We start from the raw sequence: 26489 nt of genomic DNA, 5'->3' as shown, positions 1-26489 counted from the left end.
ACCGTGGCGCAAACACAACCCGCGCTTTATAAAGACGGTGTTGAGCGTAATAGCTCGGGTGCTATTGCAGGCTCTGATCTAACGGATACAGTGACTGTTGTGCTGACGACAAGCAACGAGCTTGTTGACTTCACAGAGCAAAACCCAGATACAGCAAGCGTGTCAGGCCGTGTGTACTTCGATGAAAATCAAGACGGCACCATTACAGGTAACGACACGTTATTAGCGAATGTCGATATTACCTTAACGGGTAAGGATATCTTCGGAACTGACATTAACCTGACAACGCAAACAAGCGCGCAAGGTGAATACACGTTTGAGAATTTATTTGCCTCAGATGCCAATGGATACACCGTGGCGCAAACACAACCCGCGCTTTATAAAGACGGTGTTGAGCGTAATAGCTCGGGTGCTATTGCAGGCTCTGATCTAACGGATACAGTGACTGTTGTGCTGACGACAAGCAACGAGCTTGTTGACTTCACAGAGCAAAACCCAGATACAGCGACTATTTCAGGGCGTGTGTATTTTGATGCAAACCAAGATGGCACCATTGCTGATAACGATAAGTTACTTGCTGGCGTAGCGATTACCTTAATAGGTAAAGATATCTTCGGGACTGACATTAACCTGACAACGCAAACAAGCGCGCAAGGTGAATACACGTTCGCTGATTTATTTGCCTCAGATGCCAGCGGTTATACCGTTACGCAAACACAACCTGCGCTTTATAAAGACGGTGTCGAACGTAATACTTCAGGTGCGATCACCGGTTCAAATGTAACGGATACAGTTACCGTTGTGCTTTCAACAAGCAATCAGCTAGTTGACTTCACAGAGCAAAACCCAGATACAGCAAGCGTGTCAGGCCGTGTGTACTTCGATGAAAATCAAGACGGCACCATTACAGGTAACGACACGTTATTAGCCAATGTAGATATTGCCCTAACAGGTAAAGACATCTTCGGAACTGACATTAACCTGACAACGCAAACAAGCGCGCAAGGTGAATACTCGTTCGCGAATTTATTTGCTTCAGATGATAATGGTTACACCGTAACGCAAACGCAACCTGCGCTTTATAAAGACGGTGTTGAGCGTAACAATACAGGCATGATTGCAGGCTCTGATCTAACAGATACGGTTACCGTTGCGCTTTCTACAAACAATCAGCTTGTTGACTTCACAGAGCAAAACCCAGATACAACAACTATTTCAGGGCGTGTGTATTTTGATGAAAACCAAGATGGCACCATTGCTGATAACGACACGTTATTAACGAATGTCGATATTACCTTAACGGGTAAGGATATCTTCGGTTCAGACATTAACCTGACAACGCAAACAAACGCGCAAGGTGAATACACGTTTGAGAATTTATTTGCCTCAGATGCCAATGGATACACCGTGGCGCAAACACAACCCGCGCTTTATAAAGACGGTGTTGAGCGTAATAGCTCGGGTGCTATTGCAGGCTCTGATCTAACGGATACAGTGACTGTTGTGCTGACGACAAGCAACGAGCTTGTTGACTTCACAGAGCAAAATCCAGATACAGCGACTATTTCAGGGCGTGTGTATTTTGATGAAAATCAAGACGGCACCATTACAGATAACGACAAGTTACTAGCCAATGTAGACATTACCTTAACAGGTCAAGACATCTTCGGGAGTGACATTAACCTGACAACGCAAACGAATGTGCAAGGTGAATACACGTTTGCTGATTTATTTGCTTCCGATGCTAATGGGTACAACGTGACGCAAACACAACCTGCACTTTATAAAGACGGTGTTGAGCGTAATAGCTCAGGTGTTATTGCAGGCTCAGACACCAGCGATACTGTAACGGTGCAATTAATTGCTAACGAAAATCAGTTAATTGATTTTACCGAAATGGCAAAAGATGATGCGCGCATAGCTGGTTTTGTATTTAGCGATGAAAATATGGATGGGCTACGTCAATCGAACGAGCAAGGCATTTCAGACGTTGTTATTACTCTTGCTGGGCAAAACATTTATGGTAATGCTATTAATGCAACAGTATTAACAAATGCGCAAGGCGAGTTTGCTTTTGTTGGATTATCAGCGAGTGACGTACGAGGTTATGTGGTTAAGCAAGTTCAGCCAGAAAACTGGTTAGACGGTTTAGAATCACTTGCAGGCCGTGTTGTGAATTCGCAAAGTATTAACGATAAATTTACTGTGACTCTAAGTGCGTCTGAGCAGTTAACTGCGCTTGGATTTGCAGAATTAGCATCAGCAAGCTTATCGGGCTATGTTTTTGTTGATACGGATAAAAATAACATCAGAACAGCCCAAGATTTAGCGATTGAGGGTGTTGAGTTAACGGTTTCGGGGCGTGATTATAATAACAACCCTGTAACCCAGTCAGCGACTACCGATAGCTTAGGTTTGTATGCATTTAAAAACTTAGCGCCAAGTAATGAGCAAGGTTATCAGATCCAACAAACACAGCCGAAGAACTACATTGATGGCTTTGAAAGTATTGGCCAAGATGTTATCGGAAGAAGTGATCAGAGCGACATAATTACTGCTATCAATGTTAAGCCGTCACAAGAAAGCAAAGAGTATAACTTTGCAGAAAATTACGGTTTATCAGTTAAAGGTCGTGTGTTTATTGACCATGATGATGACGGTTTCTACCCTGTCTTAGCTGATAGTTCAGCTCAACAAAGTATTGCTTTAGCAAACGTTGAGATCACGCTATCAGGTAAAGATTATCGTCAAAACGATATTCTGCAAACGGTCATGACCAATGAATTTGGCTATTATGAATTCCCTGAATTGTCTCCAAGTAATGAACAAGGTTACACACTTGAGCAACAACAACCTAAAGACTACCTCGATGGGTTAGAGTCAGCACAAGGTGAAGTAATTGCGGACTCTAGAGGGTCAAATATAATCGTTGTAGGTCAACTACAAGGAACGGGAGAAGTCGGCTACTTTGACTTCGCTGAATTACCAGCTTCTTCGTTAGCAGGTAAAGTATGGGTTGATGCGAATGAAAGTGGCACTTTAGATGAGCAAGAAACACTGCGTATTCGTGATGTAACCGTCACGCTAACAGGTGTCGCACTTGATGGTGAAAATGTCACTCGCGTGACGAAAACCAATGAGCAAGGTCAATACACCTTTGATTCATTAAAGGCAGGAACTTACGCAATTACGCAAACACAACCAAGTGCTTGGCTAGATGGTAAAGAGCAGTTAGGTTCTCTATCAGGTGTAATTGCAAATGACAACTTTAGTGAAATCCAACTTGAACTTGGACAACAAGGTAACGATTATAACTTTGCTGAGACAGGCAGCTATTTATCAGGAACTGTTTACGTTGACTTAAATGATAATGCAACGCAAGAAGACAACGAAATTGGTATTGCACAAGTGCAAATGCACATCGAAGGTATTGATTTAGATGGGCAAGCAGTAGTAAGAATGACAACTACTGATACCTATGGTCGTTATCAATTTAAGCACCTTCCATTATCAGATGTTACAGGTTTCACTATTACGCAAACGCAACCAGAACAAACCCAAGATGGTAAAGATTCAGCGGGTTCATTAGGGGGTGTTGTTGCGCAGCAAATTGGTGCTGATGAAATTAAAAACATCAATATCAATGAGCATATCACCCTGGCGACAGAGTATAACTTTGGTGAGCAATTAACCAACCCTGCATCTATCAGTGGTTCTGTATGGCAAGATAACAACCACAACCGAGCTGATGATGATAATAACGGTAAATCAGGATGGTTAGTTGAACTCTTAGCAGATCCGCAAACAGGCGAAGCTAATCCGCTTGAGGCTGAACCATTAATTGTGGTTCGCTCGAATGAGCAAGGTGATTATACTTTCGCAGGTTTACCTGTAGGGGTATATGAAGTGCGCTTTAGACACCCTCAAGGTGGCGTGATCTACGGAATACCGGTATCAAATGATGCTGACACATCAACTGATAAAGGCACCATTTTGAATATTATTCTCAGTGCCGGAGAGCAAGTGGTTGAGCAATCTCTGCCAGTTGATCCGTCAGGTATTGTTTATGATTCACGTTCAAGAGAGCCAATCAAAAACGCCAAGGTTAGCATTACAGGGCCTGCTGGGTTTGAACCTGATTTACACCTAGTTGGTGGTCTTGATAATGTTGAGCAAACAACAGCAGATGATGGTTTTTATCAATTCTTATTATTTGCAAATGCGCCGGTTGGAGAGTATCAACTCGCGGTAACAGCACCGGTTGGTTTCTTGCAGGGCGAGTCAAAATTGATCCCCGCATGTACAGCGCGCTTAGAAGTTAGTGCTCAATCGTTACCAGTATTGGTTCATCAAACCAATAAAGCGCCAGTGGCTTCTTCTGCAATTCATGATGCGGCAAGTTGTCCTACCCAATCTAGCAATGTGGCACAAAGTAATGCGTCTACACAGTACTACACGCGTTTTTATATCAATCCACAATTACCATCAGCAAACGTGGTGAATAACCACATACCAGTAGATGGTTACGGTGATGATTTAGTGCAAGTGACTAAAACAGCCCTTAAACAAGATGTGGTTGTTGGTGAAATGGTGCCGTATGAGATTGTTATTTTTAACCGCTCAGACAAAGTATTACAGCCGGTTAGCTTTATTGATCAGCTTCCAGCGGGTCTAAAGTATGTCATTGGTAGTGCACGTATTGATGGTATTAGCATTGAACCTCGCGTGTTCGGTAGACAGTTGATTTGGCCAGTTCGCGAATTACTGCCTCAACAAACAGTAAGCATTCAGTTACTCACTGTTGTAGGAGCAGGCGTTAGCGAAGGCAAATACATAAACCAAGCATGGGTTGAATACACAGGCTCTGGCGATCAGGACAATCCAGATGACGGTGGCACGCCAGGTGGCGGCGGTAAACCAGGTGATGAAATTCCTAAAGGAAAGCGCGTTTCAAATATTGCGATTGCAAGTATCCGCGTTATTCCAGACACCATCATGGATTGTAGTGACTTAACTGGCCAGGTGTTTGATGATCACAACCGCAATGGCATACAAGAGCAAGGTGAAACTGGTTTACCTGGCGTGAAGCTAGCCACAGCTCAAGGTTTGTGGATCACCACAGATCAGCATGGCCGCTATCATTTAGCGTGTGCAGATGTGCCGCATCAAGCGCGTGGTAGTAACTTTATCATCAAGGTTGATGTGCGCAGTTTACCATCAGGGTATCGAATCACATCTGAAAACCCGCGTGTAGTTCGTTTAACACGAGGAAAAAATGTAACGGCTGACTTTGCAGCGAGCATCCATCGTGTTGCACGTGTACAGCTGAGTCAAAGTGCGTTTGATGAGCAGGGATTAATTGCCACGCATAGACAGCAATTGGAGCAATTACTAACTGTTATTGTGGAACAGCCAATTACAGTCAGGGTGGCTTATCAATTGGCCGAAAATGAAAATATACGTCAAGCAAAGCAACGTATTGCTGAACTTAATCAATGGTTTATTGCTCAGTGGAACAATTCAAATACTGAGCATGAGCTTACCCTAGAGGCGGAAGTTGTCGAATATGTTTTACCGCAAGAAGTTGTTACAGAGGGGCGTAAAAATGACTAAGTCACATAAATTTACGCCAATATCATTAACACTCGTTACGTTATTTGGTTTATCACCTGTAGCAAAAGCGGCTGGGATCACAAACGGCCTGAGCAATGATCAAGTACGCGAAAATAGCTACCACAGTAATACTGAAGAAGTGATAGTACAGAGGCACTTTGTACTTCATGCTTTGCCTGAAATAAAGCCGACTACAACACAGCTTAGTGAAGTAAAGCAAACTCCTGCAAGTGCTGAATTCGTTAAGGATTCAGCAATCCGCTTTGTTTCTGGTAAGCACTTTTTAACGGGCTCAACCAAGCAAGAAATGGATCGAATTATTGATTTTTTGCAGGGTAAAAAACAGCTGAAAATCCATTTTATAGGCCATGCGGATAGCCAAAGGTTAAGTCCTAACGCAAAACGTATTTATAAAACTAACCAAGGTTTATCAGAGCATCGCGCCAATATTGTGGCCGAATATTTTCGTCAGCAGCTAGGTATATTGCCCTCAGCTACGACAATGGAAGGGCGCTCAAATCACGATCCCGTTGCTAGCAACGACACTCTTGAAGGTATGGCGCGTAACCGCCGAGTTGAAGTAATTGCAGTGTATGTAGAAGAAAAAACCTCAGTAAAAACGATTGTCAATGCAGGCCCAGATCGACGATTAATTTGTGATGGTGATTTTCGTCAACAAGCTGCAATGGCTATCACACTAGATGGTAAACCTTTTGCTAGCAGTGACAGTGCCAATAATGCCGATGCTCAGCGTTGTGCCGATGTGGCGTTAGAAAAAATGCAACTTCAGTTAAAATATAATCCATTGGATGCATTACCAAAGCTCAGTGTGGCGCACGCCATTACTGAATCTGGTGATACGTTAATGCTGCATTTAAAAGGCTACAGTAACTACATAAACTTTTTTGAATATGCCGAAGTACACATCATGTCACCGAATGGCACAGACATACTTAAAAAAGTACCATTGGGCGAAAACCTAGAAGGTAAATGGCGCTTACCAGGCAATATGTTAGGTATGAGCCTAAATTACCGCTTAAGGGTATATGATAAAAGTGGCCGCTTTGACGAAACCTCTTTCAGTAGCGCGGACTTTAGACCGAAATTTGCCGTAGCAAATGAAAAAGTCAATGGCTACTTAATGGCAAACTATGGTAAATCGCAACTCGCTAAACAAAATATTAAAGTTGATGGTGGCACTTTAACCTTATTTGGTGAAGAGGTGCCAGATCGTCACAGCGTTTATTTCTTAGGGCGTGTTGTTGCTATTACCCGAGAGCGTAAATTTGTACATCAACAAATTGTGCGCACTGGCTATCATAAAGCAGAAGTTGCGGTATTGAATGAAGAAGGCAATGGCGCATTAATTCAACGTGATTTAGCACTACCAAAGAGTGACTGGTTCTATGTTGCGATGGCCGATCTCACCGTGGGTCAAAATAGTCATAATGGCCCTGTAGAGCTATTAAGTGACGCCCATAATAAAGACAATAACTTATTTGCCGAAGGGCGTTTAGCCGCTTACATAACAGGTAAATGGGAAGATGAATACAAAGTAACAGCGCGTATTGACACCCGCGAAGCGCCGTTAAACGAGTTATTTTCTAATCTCCATGAAAAAGATCCAAAAAGCTTATTCCGTCGCTTAGAAGAGCAAAAATATGTAGCTGAGTATGGTGATGATTCAACGGTTGTTGATGATGCACCGAGTAACGGTAAAGTGTATTTAAAAATAGCGAAAGATCACTCACAAGTTATGTGGGGTAACTTTAATACACAAGTCAGTGATACTGAACTCAGCCGTGTTGAGCGCGGATTATATGGTTTGCAAACCCAATACCGCAGTAATGATGTCACCTCTTTTGGTGAACATAACAGCAAAGCAGAAATCTACGTAGCAGAAGCTGAAACACTCCCAGCATATGAAACACATAGGGCAACTGGCGGGTCGCTTTATTATTTACAACATCAAGATATAGTGCTTGGCTCTGATCAAGTTGCCATAGAGATCCGCGATAAAATATCAGGGTTAGTGTTGATCCGTCGTAATTTAACACCAGGTCAAGACTACGACATGGATGCATTGCAAGGGCGCATCTTACTGACGCGACCACTCTCATCATTTGCAGCAGATGATTTACTTGTTCGTGCAGCAAGTTTTGACGATAACCCGGCGTATCTAGTTACAAGCTATGAGTACACACCAGGCTTTTCAGAGTTAGATAATTTGACTTATGGTGGGCGAGTAAGCAAGTGGTTGACTGATCAAGTTCAACTTGGGATCACAGCCAATAAGCAACAACTTGACGAGTATGACGACACACTCATCGGCTTAGATGCGACCTATCGTCACAGCGCCAGCAGCTACGTTAAAGTTGAAGTTGCTCAAACAGATGGCATTGCAAGTCAGCTTAATTCATTTAACGGTGGGTTTAGTTTTGATGAAATACGCTCAGGACAAGGACCTGTTAAAGCAAACGGAATACGCTTAGAAGCGGCAACCAGCTTTAAAGAATTTGGTTTAGAAAGCGACGGGCAAGCGCAATTTTATTGGCAACGTTTAGAGCAAGGTTTTGCGGGGCTTGGCCAAGTTAATGCGGATGAAGCAAACACCGCTGGTATAATGATGCAATGGCAAGCGACAGAAACTACAGCAGTTAAAGTGAAAGCCGATGACAATAAAGTAAGTAATCGCTACAAGCGTCAAGCTGCAGAAATAAACGTCACTGAAACAATCGATAAACATTGGCAAGCCAGTGCGGGGATCAGACAAGATGAACGTCGAAACCTTACTCAGGTGCAAAATCAATCGCAAAATACCGCGTCAAGTAAAGCCCGAAATGATGAAGGTAAGCGAACAGATACCGTTGTTCAGTTATCATATCAATCAGATGCAAACTGGTCAGCTTACGGTTTTGTACAAGGCACACTTGCCAATGACGCTACTCGCTTACGAAATAATCGCATTGGTTTGGGTACAGAAGTTCAAATTACCGAAAGTGTTAGCCTAAATGGTGAAGTTTCAGAAGGTAATTTAGGGTTTGCAGGCACAGCCGGTATTGATTATGCCTACAGTGATAAAGGTAATGTGTATCTTAATTACCGCCTAGATCCTGATGGTAGCGATTTGTTTAATAATGCTGAGCAAAAGCAGTGGGTAAGCGGGGCAAGGCATCGTTTTAATGACTCAACCAGCGTTTATGCCGAGCAACAATGGCAGCATGACGATAGGCAGCAAGGTCTTACACATGCCTATGGTGTCGATCACAACATAAATTCACGTTGGCAGGTACAGTTAGGCCTTGAAAACGGCAATATTGACATGTTTGAAAATGGTCGATTAGAAAGATCGGGAGTTAACCTCGGATTAGGCTATCAGTTTGAAAATATTCGTTGGGCAGGCGCATTAGAATATCGCACAGACGAAACTGAGCAGGAAAAACGCACTAATTGGTTAATGCGTAATAATTTCAGCGTTAAATTAAATGAAGACTGGCGCGGACAATTACGTGTTGACACCGCGATCAGTGATAGCGATCAAGAAGCGCAAAGTGGCGCATTTAATAGCGATTTTACCGAAGCGCAGCTTGGTTTCGCATATCGCCCTATTGATGCCAGCCCTTGGTCAGGCCTAGCAAGCTTAACTTATCTTGAAGATTTAGCCCCAGCGCAGCAGCTTAGTGGCATTGGTCGAGATAACACTCCACAGCAACGCAGCACCGTGTGGGCGGTTGATGTAAATTATCAATTTTCACCACGATGGCGGTTTGGAACTAAGCTTGCGCAGCGTACAGGCGAAATACGCTTAGTGCGAGATGAAGGCCCTTGGTTTGATTCAACAGCAACCTTAAGTGTACTGCGCGCTGATTATCATTTACAGCATAATTGGGACGCAACACTAGAATGGCGCATGCTCAAAGTCAGCGAATCGCAAGATAGACGAAGTGGGGCGCTCGGCGCTATTCATCGTCATATTGGTGAGAATATGAAGATAGGTATAGGCTATAACTTCACTAATTTTTCAGATGATTTGACGGACTTAGATTATGATTCAAAAGGTTGGTTTATCAATATGGTTGGTAAGTTTTAGCCTATACCCAAACTACCTCAAGATACAGAATTCAGCGTTTCACAGGGACTTAATATCAAGGCGTTACTTTGCAACAATGGCAAGAAGTAACAACGTAAAGAGTAAGTGCCTGTGAAGCGTCCATGGGGTTGGTTTAAAAGCGATTTATACTGCGTTACTTTTATAAGGGATTGATTTTAACAATAGACTCACTATTACTTGCAATCAATGCCTTGCCTAAATCGCTTTTAATTCCAACTGGAACTCACATCTTGAGGAGGTTTGGGTGTATCCCCCCCCAAACAAGGTCACTTTGTTTGGGTTTTTTTATAACGCTAAAAAACCTTATTCGCGTCGTTATATTTAATTGTTAATATAATTCAATTAATTAGAGGGAGCGTTTAATCAATTTCTCGTAACATAAAACTTTAATGCTGCTGCACTGTCTCATTGCGCTATTTTGGGTTAAAATAACGTCATAACCAATTAACAAGATAGTGAATGTCAAACCAAGATCCTAATCTCAGTCGAGAACAAGAAAAGTACGAAAACCCTGTCCCAAGTCGTGAGTTTATACTTACTCACATAAAAGACCGTGCCAAGCCAGCTAATTTCCATCAATTATGTGAAGAGTTAGCGGTAAACGATGATGAGCGTCAAATTGCTTTCAAGCGCCGTTTACGTGCTATGGAACGTGATGGCCAACTCTTCTTTAACAAATTTAAATGCTACGCCTTAATTGACGAAGCAGGGCTTGTAAAAGGAAAAGTCATAGGTCACCGTGATGGGTTTGGCTTTTTAGAAGTCGAAGGCGAAAGTAAAGACTGGTTTATTGCCAAGCATCAAATGAATATGGTGCTCCATGGTGACATTGTGCTGGCTAAAGGCACTAAGCGAGGCTCAGGTGGTAAATGCGATGCGCGTATTATTCGCGTACTACCTAATGAACGAGCACCTATTGTCGGTCGCTATTTTGTAGAACATGGTGTTGCTGTTGTGGTGGCCGAAGATCCACGCATCACGCAAGATATCATTATTTTACCAGGCAGTGATAACGGCGCGCGTCATAATCAAATGGTGCAAGTGCAAATTACACAAAACCCTAATCGTAATATGAATGCGGTAGGCAAAATTATTGATGTATTGGGTGAGCATTTAGCGCCAGGTATGGAAATAGAAGTTGCACTGCGTAACCACGATATTCCTCATGTATGGCCTGATGAGGTTGAAAAGCAAGTTGAGCATTTAGGTGAGTTTGTTGAAGAAGCTGACAAACAAAATCGTGTTGATTTACGTGATTTACCATTAGTAACGATTGATGGTGAAGATGCCCGTGATTTTGATGATGCCGTTTATTGTGAACCAGAACAATCAGGTGGTTGGCGCTTATGGGTTGCTATTGCGGATGTATCACACTACGTAGGAATGAACACGCCTCTAAATAAAGAAGCGATAGAGCGCGGTAATTCAGTGTATTTCCCTGAACAAGTAATTCCTATGTTGCCTAAAGTGCTGTCAAACGGCTTATGTTCACTGAACCCTAAAGTTGACCGTTTATGTATGGTCGCAGAAATGATGGTATCGGCGGCTGGTAAACTATCAGGCTACCGTTTTTATGAAGCAGTGATGAACTCGCACGCTCGTTTAACGTACACAAAAGTAAATAATATTTTGCTCGGTGACGAGAAACTGCGTACAGAATATGCGTCAGTTGTGCCACATTTGACTGATTTACAGCAAATGTATACGGCGCTAAAAGCAGCACGACAAGATCGTGGTGCCATTGAGTTTGAAACGCTTGAAACGCGTTTTGTATTTAACGCTCAACGCAAAATTGAATCAATCGTGCCTGTTGTACGTAACGATGCGCATAAGTTGATTGAAGAATGTATGATTTTAGCCAATGTATCAGCTGCTAAAATGCTTGAAAAACACGAAGCCAGTGCGCTTTACCGTGTTCATGCTGAACCTGATGGTGAAAAATTAAGTAACTTTAGGCAGTTTTTATCTGAGCTGGGTATTGAATCAACGCTTAGTGATGAACCTACACCAAAAGAAATTACTCATGTATTAGCAAAGCTTGGTGATCGCCCTGATGCGGAACTCATTCAGACAATGCTGTTACGCTCAATGAAGCAAGCCGTATATCAGGCTGAAAACATTGGTCACTTTGGTTTGTCATTAGATGAATATGCGCATTTCACTTCGCCAATCCGTCGTTACCCAGATTTAGTTGTACATCGTGCTATTAAAGGTATTTTAAAAGCACAAGGGATGGTTACTTCTGGCGCTTATGCCTATAGTGAGGAAGAAGTTGCGCAATTGGGTGAGCAATGCTCAACTACCGAACGCCGTGCTGACGATGCAACCCGTGAAGTAGCTGATTGGCTTAAATGTGAATACATGCAAGATCATGTTGGCGATGAATTTGAAGGGGTTATCTCCTCGGTTACTAATTTTGGCTTATTCATTCGTTTAGCTGATTTACAAATTGATGGCCTTATTCATGTCACCAACTTAGGTGATGAATACTTTCAACATGATGCTTCTAAGCACTGCTTAATAGGTGAGCACACTCATAAAGTGTTTCGTCTAGGTGATAAAGTGACGGTTCAAGTGGCATCTGTCAGCTTAGATGAGCGCCGAATTAACTTAACGCTCAGTGGCGATGTTGCACAGGATAGATACGCCCGTCGTCGTAGTGAGCCTAAAGGGCATCAACCTGCAAGTGTTCGTTCGCAATTAAAGCGCGGTAAAATACCAGCTAAAAAAGAAACCGAGCAAGTTAGCCCTGAGCAAAAAAATCGCACTGACCAAGGTAAACCAAAGCCAAAAAAAAGCAGTGCGAGTAGAGGAAGAAAGAAACCGACTACAAAGTCAGGTGCGGTAGCTGCTACAACCGCTAAAAAACCGAAGAAAAGGGCTGTGAAAAAGCCAAAAAGACCCGGCAAAAACGCCCGTAAAAGTACGAGTTCAGGAGCAAGTAATACGTGAGTAATGAATTAATTTTTGGCTTTCATTCTGTTGAAGCAATTTTTGAAAGTGAGCCTGAGCGTTTTATTGAAATATATGCTCTTAAAGGTCGTGATGATAAACGCTTATCTCCAATTATTGAAGAAGCGCGTAAATTTGGTATCTCAGTACAATTCATGCAACGTAAAGCACTTGATAACAAATCAAAGGGTGAGCAGCACCAAGGTATTATTGCAAACGTTATAGCTGCACCTACATTTAATGAAAAAGATCTTGATGAGATCATTGCGCGTGAAGAAACTCCTTTTTTACTGGTGCTAGATGGCATCACTGATCCGCATAATTTAGGTGCATGTTTGCGCAGTGCTGACGCGGCGGGTGTTCACGCGATTATTGTACCAAAAGATAAATCAGCAAAACTAAATGGCACCGCCCGTAAAGTTGCCTGCGGCGCAGCAGAAACAGTACCGCTTATTCAAGTAACCAATCTTGCGCGTACTTTACGTGAGATTAAAGATGCGGGTGTATGGGTTGTTGGCACGGCTGGCGAAACAGACACTCATGTATTTGATGCTAACTTAACAGGCCCGATGGCGATTGTTATGGGGGCAGAAGGTGAAGGTATGCGTCGTTTAACCCGTGAACACTGTGATGTACTCGTTAAAATCCCAATGGCCGGCACCGTTTCAAGCTTAAATGTTTCTGTAGCAACAGGCATTTGTTTGTTTGAAGTACTACGCCAGAGAAATGCAACACAAGCTTAAAAAGCTTTAAGCTGATGTTAATCATAGCATCAGCTTTCCTTTATTAACTCCAAAGCACTTATAACGTAAAGCTTACCACTTAAAGCTAAAAAACCTGCTTGCTTAATTTTCCAACTAAGCGTAAAATGCGCGCTCATTTCGGCTTTTAAACTATTAATTCCTTGCCTTAAACCGACCGGCCGAAACGGTAGAAGGCTCTATTAACCGTAAGGAATATCCATGCGTCATTACGAAATCGTATTCATGGTTCACCCTGATCAGAGTGAGCAAGTATCTGGTATGATCGAACGTTATACTGGTTCAATCACTGAAGCTGGTGGTGTTATCCACCGTCTTGAAGATTGGGGTCGCCGTCAATTAGCATACCCAATCAACAAGCTTCATAAAGCTCACTATGTTCTTATGAACGTTGAAGCACCTACTGAAGTAATCAGCGAGCTAGAAACTACTTTCCGCTACAACGATGCAGTGCTTCGTAACTTAGTTATGCGTACTAAAAATGCTGTAACTGAAGCGTCTCCTCTTGTAAGAGAAGAGAAGAAAGAAGCACCAGCTGCTTAATTGTTTTGAGTCCAAGCATGGCGCTTGTTCAGTTGAGTAATTAAGATGAGCCAAACGCTTAGTCCTTATATGAATCAACTAACACTATCTGGAGTCGTTTGTAAAACGCCCAAATATAGTCAAAGCCCTGCTGGTATACCGCATTGTATTTTTGTTGTAGAACATAAATCAATGCAAGTTGAAGCAGACCTTAACCGTAATAGTTATGTAAAGCTTCAAGTGGTTGCTAGTGGTAAGCAAATGCAACAACAGACTCAACATTTGCACGTTGGGCAGGCATTGCAAGTGAGCGGTTTTTTAAACCGCCATGAAGGTCGTAACGGCCTTAGCCAATTGGTTTTGCATGCTCAGCATATCGAAAGAATTATTTGAGGAATTAATCTCATGGCACGTTATTTCAGACGTCGTAAGTTCTGCCGCTTTAAAGCGGAAGGCGTACAACAAATCGATTATAAAGATCTAGCTACTCTTAGAAACTATGTTACAGAAAGTGGCAAAATCGTACCTAGCCGTATTACAGGTACTAGCGCTAAATACCAGCGCCAGCTAGCAACAGCTATTAAGCGTGCTCGCTACTTAGCCCTTCTTCCATACACTGACTTACATAAGTAAGCAGCGGATTAACACGTTTTTAAAAGGTGTAGAAACATGCAAGTTATTCTACTAGATAAGATCGCTAACCTAGGTGGCCTAGGTGACCAGGTTGTAGTTAAATCTGGCTTCGCACGTAACTTCCTTTTCCCGCAAGGTAAGGCAGTTCCTGCAACTAAAGCTAACGTTGAAACTTTTGACGCACGTCGTGCAGAGCTTGAAGCGAAAATCGCTGAACAGCTTGTTGCTGCACAAGCACGCGCTGAGAAACTTGAAGCATTAGCTGAAGTTACATTAGTATCTAAAGCTGGTGACGAAGGTAAGTTATTCGGTTCTATTGGTACTCGCGACATCGCTGACGCTATCTCAGCTGTTGGTGTTGAAGTTGCTAAGTCAGAAGTTCGTTTACCTCTAGGAACTATCCGTGAGACTGGCGAATTTGACGTATCAATCGCAGTACATTCAGACGTAACGGCTACTATTAAAGTAATCGTAATCGCTGAAGCTTAATTTTTATAATTAAGTATAAAAGCCGTGCATTGCGCACGGCTTTTTTGTTGTGTACAGCTTATGTAATAAAATAGTTTAATCCCCGCAAATAGACGTCATTTTGTATCATTTTTAGAAAAAATGGATTAGAGTACCCATTTTGGCTAAGTGTGTATTCCACTCTTGATTTAATATTCCAATAATAAAAACTAATTATTTATCACTATTAAATGATATTTTTTTGTAAATAAATCGTAGTTAATTGACATTGACAGCGTTGTCACTGTATATTGTTTGTGCACTGGGCATAGTGTAAAGGAACTAGAGAGTGAAAGATAAGATGAGAGAAAATGTACGCCAAAAGAATGGTTTTACATTAGTTGAGTTACTAATAGTTGTAGCCATTATAGGTATTTTATATACCGTGGCTATGCCTGCCTATACCGAGCAAATGGAACGTAGCCGACGTGCTGATATTCAGCAAGTAATACTCCAACATGGCGCAGTATTAGAGCGTATTTATTCTCGTAATGGAGGGTATCCAGATGCTTTTAATGGGGCTGTCAATACCGACTTTTACAGCTTTAGTTATGTAGCCTCAGATCGCGTACCAGGAGCCGCCGCTAATGTTGATTTTAAAAATCGCCAATTTACATTAACAGCAACTCCAAAATCAACATCGGCACAAAAAGGCGATCGTTGTGGTGCACTCGCTATAAAGCAAGATGGAACACAATCCGCTACTAAAGGTGGTTTTGCCGTGACGAATTGTTGGGAATAATAATGAACAAGACGGCTGGTTTTACTTTAGTTGAATTAATGGTTGTAGTTAGCATTATAGGTATTATGGCTGTCTTGGCTTTCCCTTCATTTAGCCAGCAGATTATGCAAGACCGCGTAGTCACTACTGCAAACCAACTTAATAGCGTATATAAATATGCGCGCAGTGAAGCTGTGAAACGCGATAAGGATGTAACATTAGCAGTTAGCGGTACTAAGTGGCAAGTGAAGGCTCCTGTTGATGGTGTCGAAACTGTTTTAAAAGAATTTGTTATTCAACATCAGGGGGTTACTGTATCCCTCGTTAATCGTACAGTGTTATCAACTGGTGAAATATCTGCTGCAAGTACAATTTTAGTTGAAGATACGTCAACTGATACCGTTGATTATTATTTGTGTATTTTAAAAAGCGGCCAAAATTGGCTGATTGAAAAATCGGTAGGTTGTGCATAATGATAAAGCAAAATGGATTTTCATTGTTAGAAGTTATGCTGTCAGTTGTCATTGCTGGCATAGCATTGTTGGGCTTAGCTGCCGCGCAATTAAAGTCGTTGCAGTTCGCAAATAACAGTTTCAATTATACGGTTTCTTTGGTGCAAGGCCAAAATACTCTCGAACGTATTTGGCCACGCTTATGTGAGTTGCAAACGACAAACCCAGCACTATTTACTGATGTAAACTTTCGGACCTTTCTAGGGCCTCAAACAACAGACTTTCAGCTCACATTACCTGCGGCTTATGCTGATGACATGCAAATTACAGTTTCATGGGCTGATGAGCGGATGACGGATGCAGCTGTAAATCAAATATCGCTTAATGCAAGTTATCCTACTTTACCTGCTGGGTGTATTTAGTTATGAGCTCTTCTTCAATGCGTGGCTATACATTAGTGGAATTAATGGTTGCTTTGGCCGCTGGATCATTTTTATTGGCAGGGGTGAGCCTGTCGTATTCTGCGATTAAAGGTACCATTATGGTCAGTAAGGAGCTTGAAAATGCACAAGAAGTTATACGCTATACAAGCAAAGTATTTACTCGGAGCATAAAGCAAACACCGACTCTACCGATTGTCGCCGCTGACGGGTTATCTATTAGTATTGGGCAGCCCGCAGGCGTAATTACCTGTAATGGAAGTGTCGCTGTGGCACCTACGACGGAAATATACACATTAACGGGCAATAACTTAATGTGTACGTTAGGAGCTGCTGCTCCAGAGCGGTTACTAACAGGTGTTGAAAGGTTAAATTTTTCTATTAATAACAACGTAGTAAAAATCAATGTGGCGCCTGAAAATTTACCGAGTCAGTTTGGTAACGCAATAAGTATTGATGTTGCGGTTTCTAATGTTATTTTAACGAATGCTTTTGGTGGTGTGTAGTGAACAATAAACAGCAAGGTTTTACACTCATTACGGTGCTTATATTGACCAGTATGGCAAGTATTGTAGTACTTAATTCATTACGCGAAAATATTGTACAAGAGCGCATGAGTGGTAATTTTCAAAAGAAAATGAATAGTCGTTTGCTTGCAGAAAAAGGTGTGTTCGAAGAAGCGAGATTAATGCAGCAAGCGTTGAATAATAATGGAGAATTAGACATTGATGGATTAATTGCCGCAGCGGGTAATGCCAGTGGCAGAGGTTTGATTGGAATCGACGCAACATATGATGCAAGCATAAGTAAAAACCTTGCTGGGGAATTAGAAATAGCTAGTCTTGGTCAGCGCTATAGCGGTGACGCGCAAAGCAATTTAGTTGCACGATTTGGATTTAAACCAGGTAAAGCCGAATCACTTTTTCAAAATGCAATTGTTGGCTGTGAAGGCGTATCACTCAGTGCGAGCGGTCGAATTGATAGTTACGATTCAAGCAAGGGGGACTATGATCCCAGTAAAGCGGAAGCTGGTGCGGTGATAGGTACTGTCTATAAAGATAAGGATGTTACCTTGTCAGGAGCATCAGCAATTTGGGGCAGTGTGCATGCAACAGGCAGTATCATTTTTTCGGGGTCATCGCCTATAACGGGTACTTTACGCGCAAATAATCATATTATTATTGATTCTAATTTCACTGTATCTACTGATCCTGTTTTACCGGATGGTTTCCCTCTTGATACTGCTGTAGGTGGTGACGTTTTATCTGCAGGTCACGTGACTTGGAAGCAAGGCAAGGTGTTAGGTGTTATTCGGGCTAATAAGGACTTTATCATCCCTAACAATAGCGCAACTACAATCTTAGTGAATCGAAATAATGATGGGTTAGATGTGATGTATGGTGGAACATTCACCGCAAAAAATTTGGCATCTCAACTAGAGCAAAATGGTATACCTTACTCAGATATACGCTATAAAGTTAACCCAAATGTCGAGCTAGTTCCTTCACAAGATCCGACTAATTTTGAGGGCGGTAAAGTAAAGTGTGATCCAATTGATGTAACCAAACTTGTTACTGCGCTTGTTGATCCTGCGGCTGAAAAAATTATAGTTAAGCACGGTAACTCGGTACTTGTTCCTAGTAAGCCTGAAACGCGTGTTATTTATGAGTTAACACCTGAGATTGCGCAATCTAAAATTGAAAATCAGGGGAGCTATGTATGGGAAAATTGGTTAGGTGCTCGCCCAGCCACAATTACTTATGCGCTTGCCACGATAGATAAAGAGGTTGATGTTAAAGTACTCAAGATGGGTAGTCTTTCATTAAATAATGGTAATTTAAAAGTGGCCGGTGGTGACGTTACTTTAGTTGTTAATGGTGACTTTAAAATGGAAGGGTCGTCAGAAATACATATTGCAGAAGGGAGTAGTTTAACTCTTTACGTAACAGGTAAAGTTAAAATGAAAGCTTCACCAGGCTCTATAACCATGAAGCATGGTTTAACAGCCACAGGCAAGCCTGTATTTAGTGTCTATTCAAGCAATGAGCAAAATAATGGTATAGATATAGACGCTGATGCTAATTTGTATGCTGCAATCTATGCGCCTAAAACGGATGTTAAAGTGGTTGCTAATGGTGGTTTTAGTGGTTCTATTAGAGGAAAAACGGTCACCGCATCAGGTAAGGGTGGTATTCACCATGATGTTAACTTGACTAATGTTGGCGGTGGCGGGGGAGGTAAAACTGCAGGCGAGTTAATTTTCCTTGGTTGGTCCTATAAAACTCCTCAAAAAGCGGTGGTAGACCCTATAGTACCGACTCCTTAATTGTGTTTATATTTATAACGGCTAACTTAGGTTAGTCGTTTTTATTTCAATAAATTAAGTTCTGAGTCTTAGCTGAAAAATCAGGCCTTGTGGCTATTTTCAATGTTAATACCAATCTGCATAAATATTTGAACAATTTAACGAATTAAATCACGCTATAACGTTGTTAAAAATTTTTATTTAGAACAACTAGATATAAAAATTTTAGCCTAGTTATAGCGCAATTTTCTTGTCATTAAATAGACTCCATATCTACGCAGATTGGTATAACTATGTTGAATCGACTGATGATAAAAAGCCCCTAGCGAGATTAGCCCCGTAATACCTGAAAATCTCCGGTTGGACAGTTGAGATTATTTTCATATAGTTAAATATACGCGGAAATACTTTAACCAAAATTGAGATTAAATTAAAAATAATTAAACGTCCTTTAAACCTTTTTCACCTCTTTTCACGTCTAACTATGCAAGAAACTTAAAAACCTGAAATATCGTATTTCTACATGGCTTAAGTATAAACTACATTCAGAATAATAATCATAAAGGGACAACATCTGCGATGTTGATAAATGCAAAACATGCTTTTAATCAACACAGTGAAACTGTGTTGATTGAGAAAGTAAAAAGTGGCGATCAACAAGCCTATGCAGCGTTGTATACACTGCATGTTAAGCGAGTATACGCATTATGCCTACGATTACTCGCTGATAGAGAGCACGCTGAAGATGCCACGCAAGAAGTGTTTGTACAGTTATGGCATAAAATTGCTAGCTTTGAAGGGCAGTCACAATTTTCGACTTGGCTGCACAGTGTTACCAGCAATATTGCCATTAGTTACTTACGCAAACATAAAAACTGGCTGCAAAAAGTAGTGAGTTTTGAACAAAGTGGTATGGATGAGCAAAGCGCTGATGATTGCCAAGGTTTAAATGGACTCGATAAATTGGTTTTAAGGCTCCCAGAGCGAGCCCGAATGGTATTTGTATTACACGCTATTGAAGGTTATCGCCATGAGGAAATTGCAACCATGCTAGGTATGGCAGTTGGTTCTAGTAAGTCGCAGTTTCATCGCGCACGACAGTTATTAAAAGAGTGGTATGAAAATGAGCAAGCTTGATTTTGAAGAATTTTTAGTTGAGTCATTAAATCGCTCGCAAACTGAACTCCCGCCGCAAAAAGATTTGTGGCCAGGTATTGAAAAAGCACTATCACACAAACTACCGCAACAAACTAAAGTGGCTGTGTGGCCTAAACTAGCTGGTGTTGCTGCATGCACGGTCGGAGCGTTATTGACTGCTCAGTTACTTTTTAATACGCCGCAGCAAAAAACGGGTGTTGCTATGAGTGATTATTTTACAGAGCAAAAGCAAAGCTTGTTAGTGCAATATCAAAATCAACCGGCATTAACGAATAATTGGCAGCAGCAATTAAATGAACTGGAAGAGGCTGAAAGCGCGATAAAGCAAGCGCTTGAGAATGAGCCTGAAAACCCAGCGCTATTGAAAATGCTTGCTCAGATATATCAACAGCAATTGGATTTAATCAATAAGGTGCACGCACCCAAATGGCAACAAATTTAGGAGTCCCTATTATGAAAGTATTATGTTTATTATTAAGTGTATTACCCTTATCAGCATTAGCAGGTCAAAAGATCAATGAAATAGTTGATGTCCCTGTAAACAAGCGTGTATTTATTGAAAATCAACGAGGTGACATTCGCATCGAAGGGTGGGATAAAGCGCAACTTAAAATAGAAGGTGAGCTGGATGATAAGGCCAATGGGTACAGGTTAGAAAATAGCAATGGACGGATTGAGTTTATTGTAAAAATGCCACGGAACGTCAACAATGGCTGGAACAGTGGTGATGGCTCTAAACTGACTATCTATATGCCGAAAACAAGTGAACTTGAGTTCGCAGGTGTTAATGTCACTATTAGCGCCAAAGATTTACACGCGGGCGCTGAGATAGATACGGTCAATGGCGATATCAATGTGCAAAGTCTCAGTGGTGACTTGAGCTTTGACACGGTTAATGGCGACGTTAGTGCGCAAGATCTTAATGGCGATATTCGCTTTGAAACTGTAAACGGTGAAATTAACGATAAAAACTCTCAAGGCACATTAAGGTTTACAGCGGTCAATGGCGATATAAAATCAACAACCCGCGCGCAAGATGTGCGTTTAGAGAATGTAAACGGTGATATAGATTTTACGTTTGATAAACTAAAAAGTTTGCGTATTAATACCGTAAATGGTGAAAGCGAAGTGCGGATTAATGAGTTAATCAAAGGTGCACAAATAACCTATGAGTCTGTTAGTGGTGATGCCGAGTTTTTCTTTCCTGCGAATGTCTCAGCACGATTTGAAATTGAAGCACATGCTAATGGTAAAATCGTCAATGAATTGAGTAATGATAAAGTTAAAAAAGCAAAATACGGCCCATCAAGTGAATTGGAGTTTTCAATTAATGGTGGTGATGGGGATATTGAAATAGACACCATCAGTGGGCGAATTGAATTACGTAAAAAATAACAATTCTACTTAATTAAAAAGTAGCAAGCGGGAAAAGAATTCCCGCTTTGCTATTTGCACAGCGTTACCAAGTCGATAGAATAGACGCAATTGTATTTTAGTATTGCGAAGTTATGGCTAAACCAGATAAACAAGTCGACACCCTTAAAGTTCCTCCTCATTCCATTGAAGCAGAGCAATCTGTTTTAGGTGGCTTAATGCTTGATAATCAAGCCTTTGACCGTGTTGCTGAATTAGTCGTTTCGCAAGATTTCTATACACGTACTCACAAGCTTATTTTTGAAGCGATGGTTGAGCTTGCCGAAATTGGTGATCCAATCGATTTGATCACCATCTCAGAGAGCTTAGAGAAAAAGAATTTACTCAGCGGTATAGGCGGCTTTGCTTATTTAGCTGAGATTGCTAAAAACACTCCTAGTGCGGCGAATATCGATGCTTATGCGAATATCGTACGCGAACGTGCTGTAGTACGTGAAATGATAGGTGTTGCCAATGAAATCGCCGAAGCTGGTTTTAACCCTGAAGGGCGCACCAGTCATGACTTACTTGATTTTGCAGAGAGTAAAGTTTTTAAAATTGCTGAGCAACGCACAAAAAGCAACGATGGCCCGCAAAGTATCCACAGCATATTAGAAAAAACTGTCGATAAAATCGAAGAGCTATACCAGTCACCACAAGATGGTGTGACAGGGGTAAGCACCGGTTACGCTGATCTAGATAAAATGACGACTGGTTTACAGCCATCAGATTTAATTATTGTTGCAGCGCGTCCATCAATGGGTAAAACCACCTTTGCGATGAACTTAGCTGAACATGCAGCGATGACTCAAGATAAACCAGTACTTATTTACTCATTAGAAATGCCATCTGAGCAAATCATGATGAGGATGCTGGCATCGCTTGGTCGTATTAACCAAACCAAAGTACGTACTGGTCAATTAGATGATGATGATTGGGCACGGTTATCTTCAACCATGGGACTGCTCATGGAAAAAGGTAAAATGTTTGTCGATGATGCATCAGGCTTAACACCAACTGATGTACGTTCACGTGCACGTCGTATTGCGCGTGATCATGGCGGTATCAGTATGATCATGGTGGATTACTTACAACTTATGCGTGTACCAAGTTTGTCGGACAATCGTACCTTAGAGATTGCTGAAATTTCACGTTCACTCAAGTCATTAGCAAAAGAATTGAAATGCCCTGTGGTAGCACTGTCTCAGCTTAACCGTACCCTAGAGCAACGTGCTGATAAACGTCCAATTAACTCTGACTTACGTGAATCAGGCTCTATCGAGCAGGATGCCGATTTAATCATGTTTATTTACCGTGATGAAGTCTATAACGAAGACAGTACAGACAAAGGTATTGCTGAAATCATCATAGGTAAACAACGTAACGGCCCAATTGGTAAGGTGCGGCTAACCTTCCAAGGTCAGTTCTCGCGTTTTGATAATTACGCTGGGCCTGCGGTAGACGACGAATATTAATATGCGTTTAGCTATTGCTCAAATCAACTTAACAGCACTTGCAGATAACTTAGCGCAAGTGCGCAAGTTTGCGCCGAAAAGTAAGGTCATGGCGGTATTAAAAGCCAATGCTTATGGACATGGTTTAGTAAAAATAGCGCAGCATCTTAATGATGCTGATGCGTTTGCTGTTGCGCGCATTGATGAAGCTTTAGCACTTAGAGCGGGTGGGTTAACTAAGCCAATTGTATTGCTCGAAGGTTTTTTTCATCAAGATGACTTACCTATTTTATTGGCTAATAACTTTCAAACTATTATTCATGATGAAAATCAGCTTAAAGCACTTGAAGAGGCAAATCTTGATGAGCCAATTAATTGCTGGTTAAAAATTAATACCGGTATGCACCGTCTTGGCATTGCGCCTGCGCAACTCAATGATTTTTACCAACGCTTGCAAGCAACGAGTAATGCTAAAGATACAATCAATTTGATGACGCACTTTTCTTGCGCTGATGATCTACAAGATCCAAAAACAGCTGCGCAAATTGCCTTATTTGACTCTTTAGTACAAGGTAAACAACAAGCGCATTGTTTATCAAATTCAGCGGGTATTATTGCGTGGCCTGCCGGTCATGGTGAATGGGTACGTCCAGGTTTGATGATGTATGGCGTATCGCCAATGCTTAATGCGACAGGTAAAGAACATGGATTAAAGCCTGTGATGCGTTTAACCACTAAAGTAATAGCAATTCGTGATGTGGATGCGCAGCAATGTGTAGGATATGGCGGGCGCTGGCAAAGCACTAAGGCCACTAAGCTTGCTGTGGTTGCTATGGGATATGGTGATGGATATCCGCGCCATGCAAAGCAAGGGACGCCTGTGGTAATAGGCTCTAAACGTTACCCTATCGCAGGAAGTGTCTCAATGGATATGATTAGTGTGGACATTGGCGAAAACACCGCTGGCATTAAAGTAGGCGATGAAGTCGAGATGTGGGGGCCAGAGTTACCCGTTGAAGAAGTCGCCCAATGTGCTACGACAATTCCTTACGAGTTACTCTGTAATATTACCCCTCGTGTCAGCTATGAATACCTAGAGTAGCTAAATTTATAGCTACTCTTTAATATAGCTACTCTTTAATAAAGTACACATCGCTAAATCCCATACGTGCAAACTCTTGATCGCGAAAGTTACGAACAGACGCTGAGCCTTTCGATGTCATTTCAATTTGCTGAACCATGCTGAGGTAGTTAGTTAAATCAATACCTTCTGCAGCTGCAATCGCTTGATACATATCGTGGTATTTATCTTTTGAAAAATTAATTTCGCGAGGTTGATCTTTAAATTTGTAAGTAATGCGTCGTGCCATGAGAAACTCGTAAACGGAATTAAATTACAGTGATTTTACACCTTCTTTTACATCCACTCTACCTTTGAATGACTTGTGTCTGGGGTCACGTTACAATAGTTATAATTTTCGTCGTTAATATCAAGGATTATCATGAAATTATCAGTAGAGATCAGTAAATACCCACTTCATCAAGATTATATTCCATTTATTAAAGGTTTTATTGATCGTTTAAATGAATATGATGATTTAAAAGTAATAACAAATACGCTATCAACACAGATTTTTGGTGATTACGATTTGGTAATGTCAGTGTTAAATACAGAGATAAAACGTTCATACGAAGAGTTTGGTAAGGCTATTTTTGTTTGTAAATTTCTAAATGGTGATCTCTCTCCTGAACTTTAAAGTCTAAACGGATCAATTATGGAATTTATAACACAAACGCTCGCAGGGTTTACCGCGATGTCGTATTGGGAATATATAGCCGTAGCACTCTCAATGGCGTATTTATTGTTAGCAATAAAAGAGAACCTTTGGTGTTGGCCTGCTGCATTCTTAAGCACATTTATTTATACAATAATGTATTGGAATGGTGCCTTGTTAATGGAGTCACTGCTACATTTTTATTATATGTATATGGCAGTATATGGCTGGATAGCCTGGCGTAGAGGGGGGGACAACTTACGTGAGTTAGTGATTACTTCATGGACGCTAAATCAGCACTTAGTGATTATTGTAGCGACTTCAATCGTTGCAGTAATACTGGGCTATGTTATGACTAATTACACCCATGCAGATTTTGCTTATTTAGATAGCTTTACTACCTGTTTTGCTGTGGTAACAACTTACTTAGTTGCTAAAAAAGTACTCGAAAATTGGTTGTATTGGATAGTTATTGATACAGCTTCGATGTATTTATATTACGAGAAAGGCTACTACCCAACATTAGCATTATTTGTATTTTATACCATTATGGCTGTGTGGGGGTTTAAAACCTGGTACGAAGAATATGAACAAAATCAAGCCAAACCCTTAGCGCAATTATAAGGAGCTGTATGACTGATAATGAAATTAGCGGTATTTTTGCCGCTTTTAATTCTCAATTAAAAATATTCAGTATTGAGCGTCTTCATAACGGCTTAAGTAACGACAACTTTCTAGTACGTACCAAGCAACATGCTTATTTGCTAAAGTTTTACCGTGAACATTGGCCTACCGTCGGCTTGTCGGCGCAAGCTTTATTTGCCAAAAAGCAGGTGTGCCCTGAGCTTTTATGGGTAGATGAAATTAACCAATTTGCTATTTTTGAGTATATTGAAGGCGCTATCACCAATAATAATTATACCCCTGAGTTAATAAATAAATTGGTCGCTTTACATCACCATCAAGTCGTTACGTTACCTATGGACATCAAACAAGAGCTTGATCACTATCGTGATACCTCACTTTATCAACATTATAAAATTATCATTGAGCAAACGTTGTCACAGGTTGAACTATTTCCACGTGATAGTGGTTTTTGTCATAATGATTTAGTTAAAGAAAACATTATAGAAAACCCCTATGGAATGTTTTTAATTGATTTTGAATACGCGAAGACCAATGACGTATACTTTGATTTAGCCGCGATTGTAGTCAGTTGTGAGCTTGATCCAGTTGAGAAGGTAGGTTTACTCGAGACGTATCAGCGATCGTTGCCTATACAACATCGATTTACAGTATCGGTTAGAAAGCTTGAGTGCTACCAATTAATATTTTTGCTGTTATGTATTCTTTGGTATAGCGCACGTTCGGTGGGTGATAAGGTAACCGTTTTACGTACGCAATTAGACCGTTTAATTAATTTACGCTTTAGTAAGCCCTAAAGACCACCAAAGCGTGCTGCAAGTTCTTTATATTTAGTGACTTCATCAGAATCAAATAAAGGCTCACCGTTCTCATCGACTGATTTTGAAATTAACAAACTTTCTCGCGCAAGGCGCTTAACACGTTCTGTTTTTACACCTAAAAATTCAGCGACTTGCTCGGTTGACATTAAACTCATAAATACTTCCTCTTGTTAAACCTTTTACACGTGCTTGATAAGTACGTCTCT

At 41.2% G+C, this 26489-nt stretch carries 23 protein-coding genes; 21 read left to right on the top strand and 2 right to left on the bottom strand.

Annotated elements, in window-relative coordinates:
* From ACJJVX_RS20150 to alr, 18 genes are all read left to right on the top strand, one after another.
* On the top strand, positions 1-5613 hold a 5613-nt coding region (locus ACJJVX_RS20150), incomplete at its 5' end, for an SdrD B-like domain-containing protein (RefSeq protein WP_405633229.1).
* Positions 5606-9703 carry an OmpA family protein gene (locus ACJJVX_RS20145; protein WP_405633227.1) on the top strand — a complete coding sequence of 1366 codons (4098 nt, stop codon included), beginning with the start codon at positions 5606-5608 and terminating at the stop codon, positions 9701-9703. The genes ACJJVX_RS20150 and ACJJVX_RS20145, both read left to right, overlap by 8 nt.
* 480 nt (positions 9704-10183) lie before the next feature.
* Positions 10184-12676, top strand: a complete 2493-nt coding sequence (gene rnr / locus ACJJVX_RS20140) for a ribonuclease R (RefSeq protein WP_405633224.1) — start codon at positions 10184-10186, stop codon at positions 12674-12676.
* Positions 12673-13419 carry a 23S rRNA (guanosine(2251)-2'-O)-methyltransferase RlmB gene (gene rlmB, locus ACJJVX_RS20135; protein WP_054206661.1) on the top strand — a complete coding sequence of 249 codons (747 nt, stop codon included), beginning with the start codon at positions 12673-12675 and terminating at the stop codon, positions 13417-13419. Before rnr ends, rlmB begins: the two co-directional genes overlap by 4 nt.
* A 219-nt stretch (positions 13420-13638) precedes the next feature.
* Positions 13639-13980 carry a 30S ribosomal protein S6 gene (gene rpsF, locus ACJJVX_RS20130; RefSeq protein ID WP_054206662.1) on the top strand — a complete coding sequence of 114 codons (342 nt, stop codon included), beginning with the start codon at positions 13639-13641 and terminating at the stop codon, positions 13978-13980.
* Between the two features lie 69 nt (positions 13981-14049).
* Complete coding sequence (gene priB / locus ACJJVX_RS20125) at positions 14050-14352, top strand: primosomal replication protein N (protein ID WP_054206702.1); 303 nt, start codon at positions 14050-14052, stop codon at positions 14350-14352.
* Between the two features lie 12 nt (positions 14353-14364).
* On the top strand, positions 14365-14592 hold the full coding sequence (gene rpsR, locus ACJJVX_RS20120; protein WP_002962753.1) for a 30S ribosomal protein S18: 228 nt from the start codon (positions 14365-14367) through the stop codon (positions 14590-14592).
* Positions 14593-14628: 36 nt separating this feature from the next.
* Entirely contained in the window at positions 14629-15081 is a 453-nt protein-coding gene (gene rplI / locus ACJJVX_RS20115; protein WP_054206663.1) for a 50S ribosomal protein L9, read from the top strand.
* Between the two features lie 307 nt (positions 15082-15388).
* Positions 15389-15841 (top strand): type IV pilin protein, encoded by a 453-nt coding sequence (locus ACJJVX_RS20110; protein ID WP_316244668.1) that lies wholly within the window; start codon positions 15389-15391, stop codon positions 15839-15841.
* A gap of 2 nt (positions 15842-15843) precedes the next feature.
* A complete protein-coding gene (locus ACJJVX_RS20105; protein WP_064436039.1) occupies positions 15844-16293 on the top strand; it encodes a GspH/FimT family pseudopilin in 450 nt (149 codons plus the stop codon).
* Positions 16293-16694, top strand: a complete 402-nt coding sequence (locus ACJJVX_RS20100) for a prepilin-type N-terminal cleavage/methylation domain-containing protein (RefSeq protein ID WP_054206665.1) — start codon at positions 16293-16295, stop codon at positions 16692-16694. The genes ACJJVX_RS20105 and ACJJVX_RS20100 overlap by 1 nt, the downstream gene beginning before the upstream one ends.
* Before the next feature lie 2 nt (positions 16695-16696).
* Positions 16697-17218 (top strand): PilW family protein, encoded by a 522-nt coding sequence (locus ACJJVX_RS20095; protein WP_054206666.1) that lies wholly within the window; start codon positions 16697-16699, stop codon positions 17216-17218.
* Entirely contained in the window at positions 17218-19038 is a 1821-nt protein-coding gene (locus tag ACJJVX_RS20090) for a hypothetical protein (RefSeq protein WP_405633220.1), read from the top strand. Before ACJJVX_RS20095 ends, ACJJVX_RS20090 begins: the two co-directional genes overlap by 1 nt.
* A gap of 558 nt (positions 19039-19596) precedes the next feature.
* Positions 19597-20154: an RNA polymerase sigma factor gene (locus tag ACJJVX_RS20085; RefSeq protein ID WP_054206668.1), complete on the top strand. Its 558-nt coding sequence runs from the start codon at positions 19597-19599 to the stop codon at positions 20152-20154.
* The gene (locus tag ACJJVX_RS20080; protein WP_082355730.1) at positions 20135-20617 is read left to right on the top strand and encodes a hypothetical protein; all 483 of its coding nucleotides are present in this window, start codon (positions 20135-20137) and stop codon (positions 20615-20617) included. Before ACJJVX_RS20085 ends, ACJJVX_RS20080 begins: the two co-directional genes overlap by 20 nt.
* Positions 20618-20628: 11 nt before the next feature.
* Complete coding sequence (locus tag ACJJVX_RS20075) at positions 20629-21570, top strand: DUF4097 family beta strand repeat-containing protein (RefSeq protein WP_054206705.1); 942 nt, start codon at positions 20629-20631, stop codon at positions 21568-21570.
* A gap of 113 nt (positions 21571-21683) precedes the next feature.
* Complete coding sequence (gene dnaB, locus ACJJVX_RS20070; RefSeq protein WP_054206669.1) at positions 21684-23063, top strand: replicative DNA helicase; 1380 nt, start codon at positions 21684-21686, stop codon at positions 23061-23063.
* Between the two features lies 1 nt (position 23064).
* Positions 23065-24144 (top strand): alanine racemase, encoded by a 1080-nt coding sequence (alr, locus tag ACJJVX_RS20065; protein ID WP_054206670.1) that lies wholly within the window; start codon positions 23065-23067, stop codon positions 24142-24144.
* Between the two features lie 28 nt (positions 24145-24172).
* On the opposite strand, the gene ACJJVX_RS20060 is transcribed toward alr, so the two are convergent.
* The gene (locus ACJJVX_RS20060) at positions 24173-24412 is read right to left on the bottom strand and encodes a DUF2960 domain-containing protein (RefSeq protein WP_405633217.1); all 240 of its coding nucleotides are present in this window, start codon (positions 24410-24412) and stop codon (positions 24173-24175) included.
* A gap of 132 nt (positions 24413-24544) precedes the next feature.
* Here ACJJVX_RS20060 and ACJJVX_RS20055 point away from each other — a divergent pair, with 132 nt between their 5' ends.
* From ACJJVX_RS20055 to ACJJVX_RS20045, 3 genes are read left to right on the top strand one after another with little or no spacing between them, the layout of a single operon-like run.
* Positions 24545-24799 (top strand): YkoF family thiamine/hydroxymethylpyrimidine-binding protein, encoded by a 255-nt coding sequence (locus ACJJVX_RS20055; protein WP_054206672.1) that lies wholly within the window; start codon positions 24545-24547, stop codon positions 24797-24799.
* 18 nt (positions 24800-24817) lie between these two features.
* Entirely contained in the window at positions 24818-25441 is a 624-nt protein-coding gene (gene pnuC, locus ACJJVX_RS20050) for a nicotinamide riboside transporter PnuC (RefSeq protein WP_054206673.1), read from the top strand.
* Positions 25442-25449: 8 nt separating this feature from the next.
* Positions 25450-26259, top strand: coding sequence for a phosphotransferase (locus ACJJVX_RS20045; protein ID WP_405633213.1), 810 nt, complete (start codon positions 25450-25452; stop codon positions 26257-26259).
* Here ACJJVX_RS20045 and ACJJVX_RS20040 read toward each other — a convergent pair.
* Positions 26256-26438 carry a hypothetical protein gene (locus ACJJVX_RS20040; RefSeq protein ID WP_054206675.1) on the bottom strand — a complete coding sequence of 61 codons (183 nt, stop codon included), beginning with the start codon at positions 26436-26438 and terminating at the stop codon, positions 26256-26258. The genes ACJJVX_RS20045 and ACJJVX_RS20040 overlap by 4 nt on opposite strands.
* Between the last annotated feature and the right edge of the window lie 51 nt (positions 26439-26489).

Origin of the sequence: Pseudoalteromonas sp. Ld20, assembly GCF_045064175.1 — a bacterium.
Taxonomy (GTDB): domain Bacteria; phylum Pseudomonadota; class Gammaproteobacteria; order Enterobacterales; family Alteromonadaceae; genus Pseudoalteromonas; species Pseudoalteromonas neustonica.
The sequence above is the reverse complement of the archived record's forward strand: the minus strand, read 5'-3'. Positions and strand labels throughout refer to the sequence as shown.

Excerpts from the sequence above, each read along its gene's own strand:
- ACJJVX_RS20145 (WP_405633227.1), top strand. The coding sequence starts at position 5,606 with ATGACTAAGTCACATAAATTTACGCCAATATCATTAACACTCGTTACG.
- rnr (WP_405633224.1), top strand. The coding sequence starts at position 10,184 with ATGTCAAACCAAGATCCTAATCTCAGTCGAGAACAAGAAAAGTACGAA.
- rpsF (WP_054206662.1), top strand. The coding sequence starts at position 13,639 with ATGCGTCATTACGAAATCGTATTCATGGTTCACCCTGATCAGAGTGAG.
- priB (WP_054206702.1), top strand. The coding sequence starts at position 14,050 with ATGAATCAACTAACACTATCTGGAGTCGTTTGTAAAACGCCCAAATAT.
- rpsR (WP_002962753.1), top strand. The coding sequence starts at position 14,365 with ATGGCACGTTATTTCAGACGTCGTAAGTTCTGCCGCTTTAAAGCGGAA.
- rplI (WP_054206663.1), top strand. The coding sequence starts at position 14,629 with ATGCAAGTTATTCTACTAGATAAGATCGCTAACCTAGGTGGCCTAGGT.
- ACJJVX_RS20105 (WP_064436039.1), top strand. The coding sequence starts at position 15,844 with ATGAACAAGACGGCTGGTTTTACTTTAGTTGAATTAATGGTTGTAGTT.
- ACJJVX_RS20100 (WP_054206665.1), top strand. The coding sequence starts at position 16,293 with ATGATAAAGCAAAATGGATTTTCATTGTTAGAAGTTATGCTGTCAGTT.
- ACJJVX_RS20095 (WP_054206666.1), top strand. The coding sequence starts at position 16,697 with ATGAGCTCTTCTTCAATGCGTGGCTATACATTAGTGGAATTAATGGTT.
- ACJJVX_RS20085 (WP_054206668.1), top strand. The coding sequence starts at position 19,597 with ATGTTGATAAATGCAAAACATGCTTTTAATCAACACAGTGAAACTGTG.
- ACJJVX_RS20080 (WP_082355730.1), top strand. The coding sequence starts at position 20,135 with ATGAAAATGAGCAAGCTTGATTTTGAAGAATTTTTAGTTGAGTCATTA.
- ACJJVX_RS20075 (WP_054206705.1), top strand. The coding sequence starts at position 20,629 with ATGAAAGTATTATGTTTATTATTAAGTGTATTACCCTTATCAGCATTA.
- dnaB (WP_054206669.1), top strand. The coding sequence starts at position 21,684 with ATGGCTAAACCAGATAAACAAGTCGACACCCTTAAAGTTCCTCCTCAT.
- alr (WP_054206670.1), top strand. The coding sequence starts at position 23,065 with ATGCGTTTAGCTATTGCTCAAATCAACTTAACAGCACTTGCAGATAAC.
- ACJJVX_RS20060 (WP_405633217.1), bottom strand. The coding sequence starts at position 24,412 with ATGGCACGACGCATTACTTACAAATTTAAAGATCAACCTCGCGAAATT.
- ACJJVX_RS20055 (WP_054206672.1), top strand. The coding sequence starts at position 24,545 with ATGAAATTATCAGTAGAGATCAGTAAATACCCACTTCATCAAGATTAT.
- pnuC (WP_054206673.1), top strand. The coding sequence starts at position 24,818 with ATGGAATTTATAACACAAACGCTCGCAGGGTTTACCGCGATGTCGTAT.
- ACJJVX_RS20045 (WP_405633213.1), top strand. The coding sequence starts at position 25,450 with ATGACTGATAATGAAATTAGCGGTATTTTTGCCGCTTTTAATTCTCAA.
- ACJJVX_RS20040 (WP_054206675.1), bottom strand. The coding sequence starts at position 26,438 with ATGAGTTTAATGTCAACCGAGCAAGTCGCTGAATTTTTAGGTGTAAAA.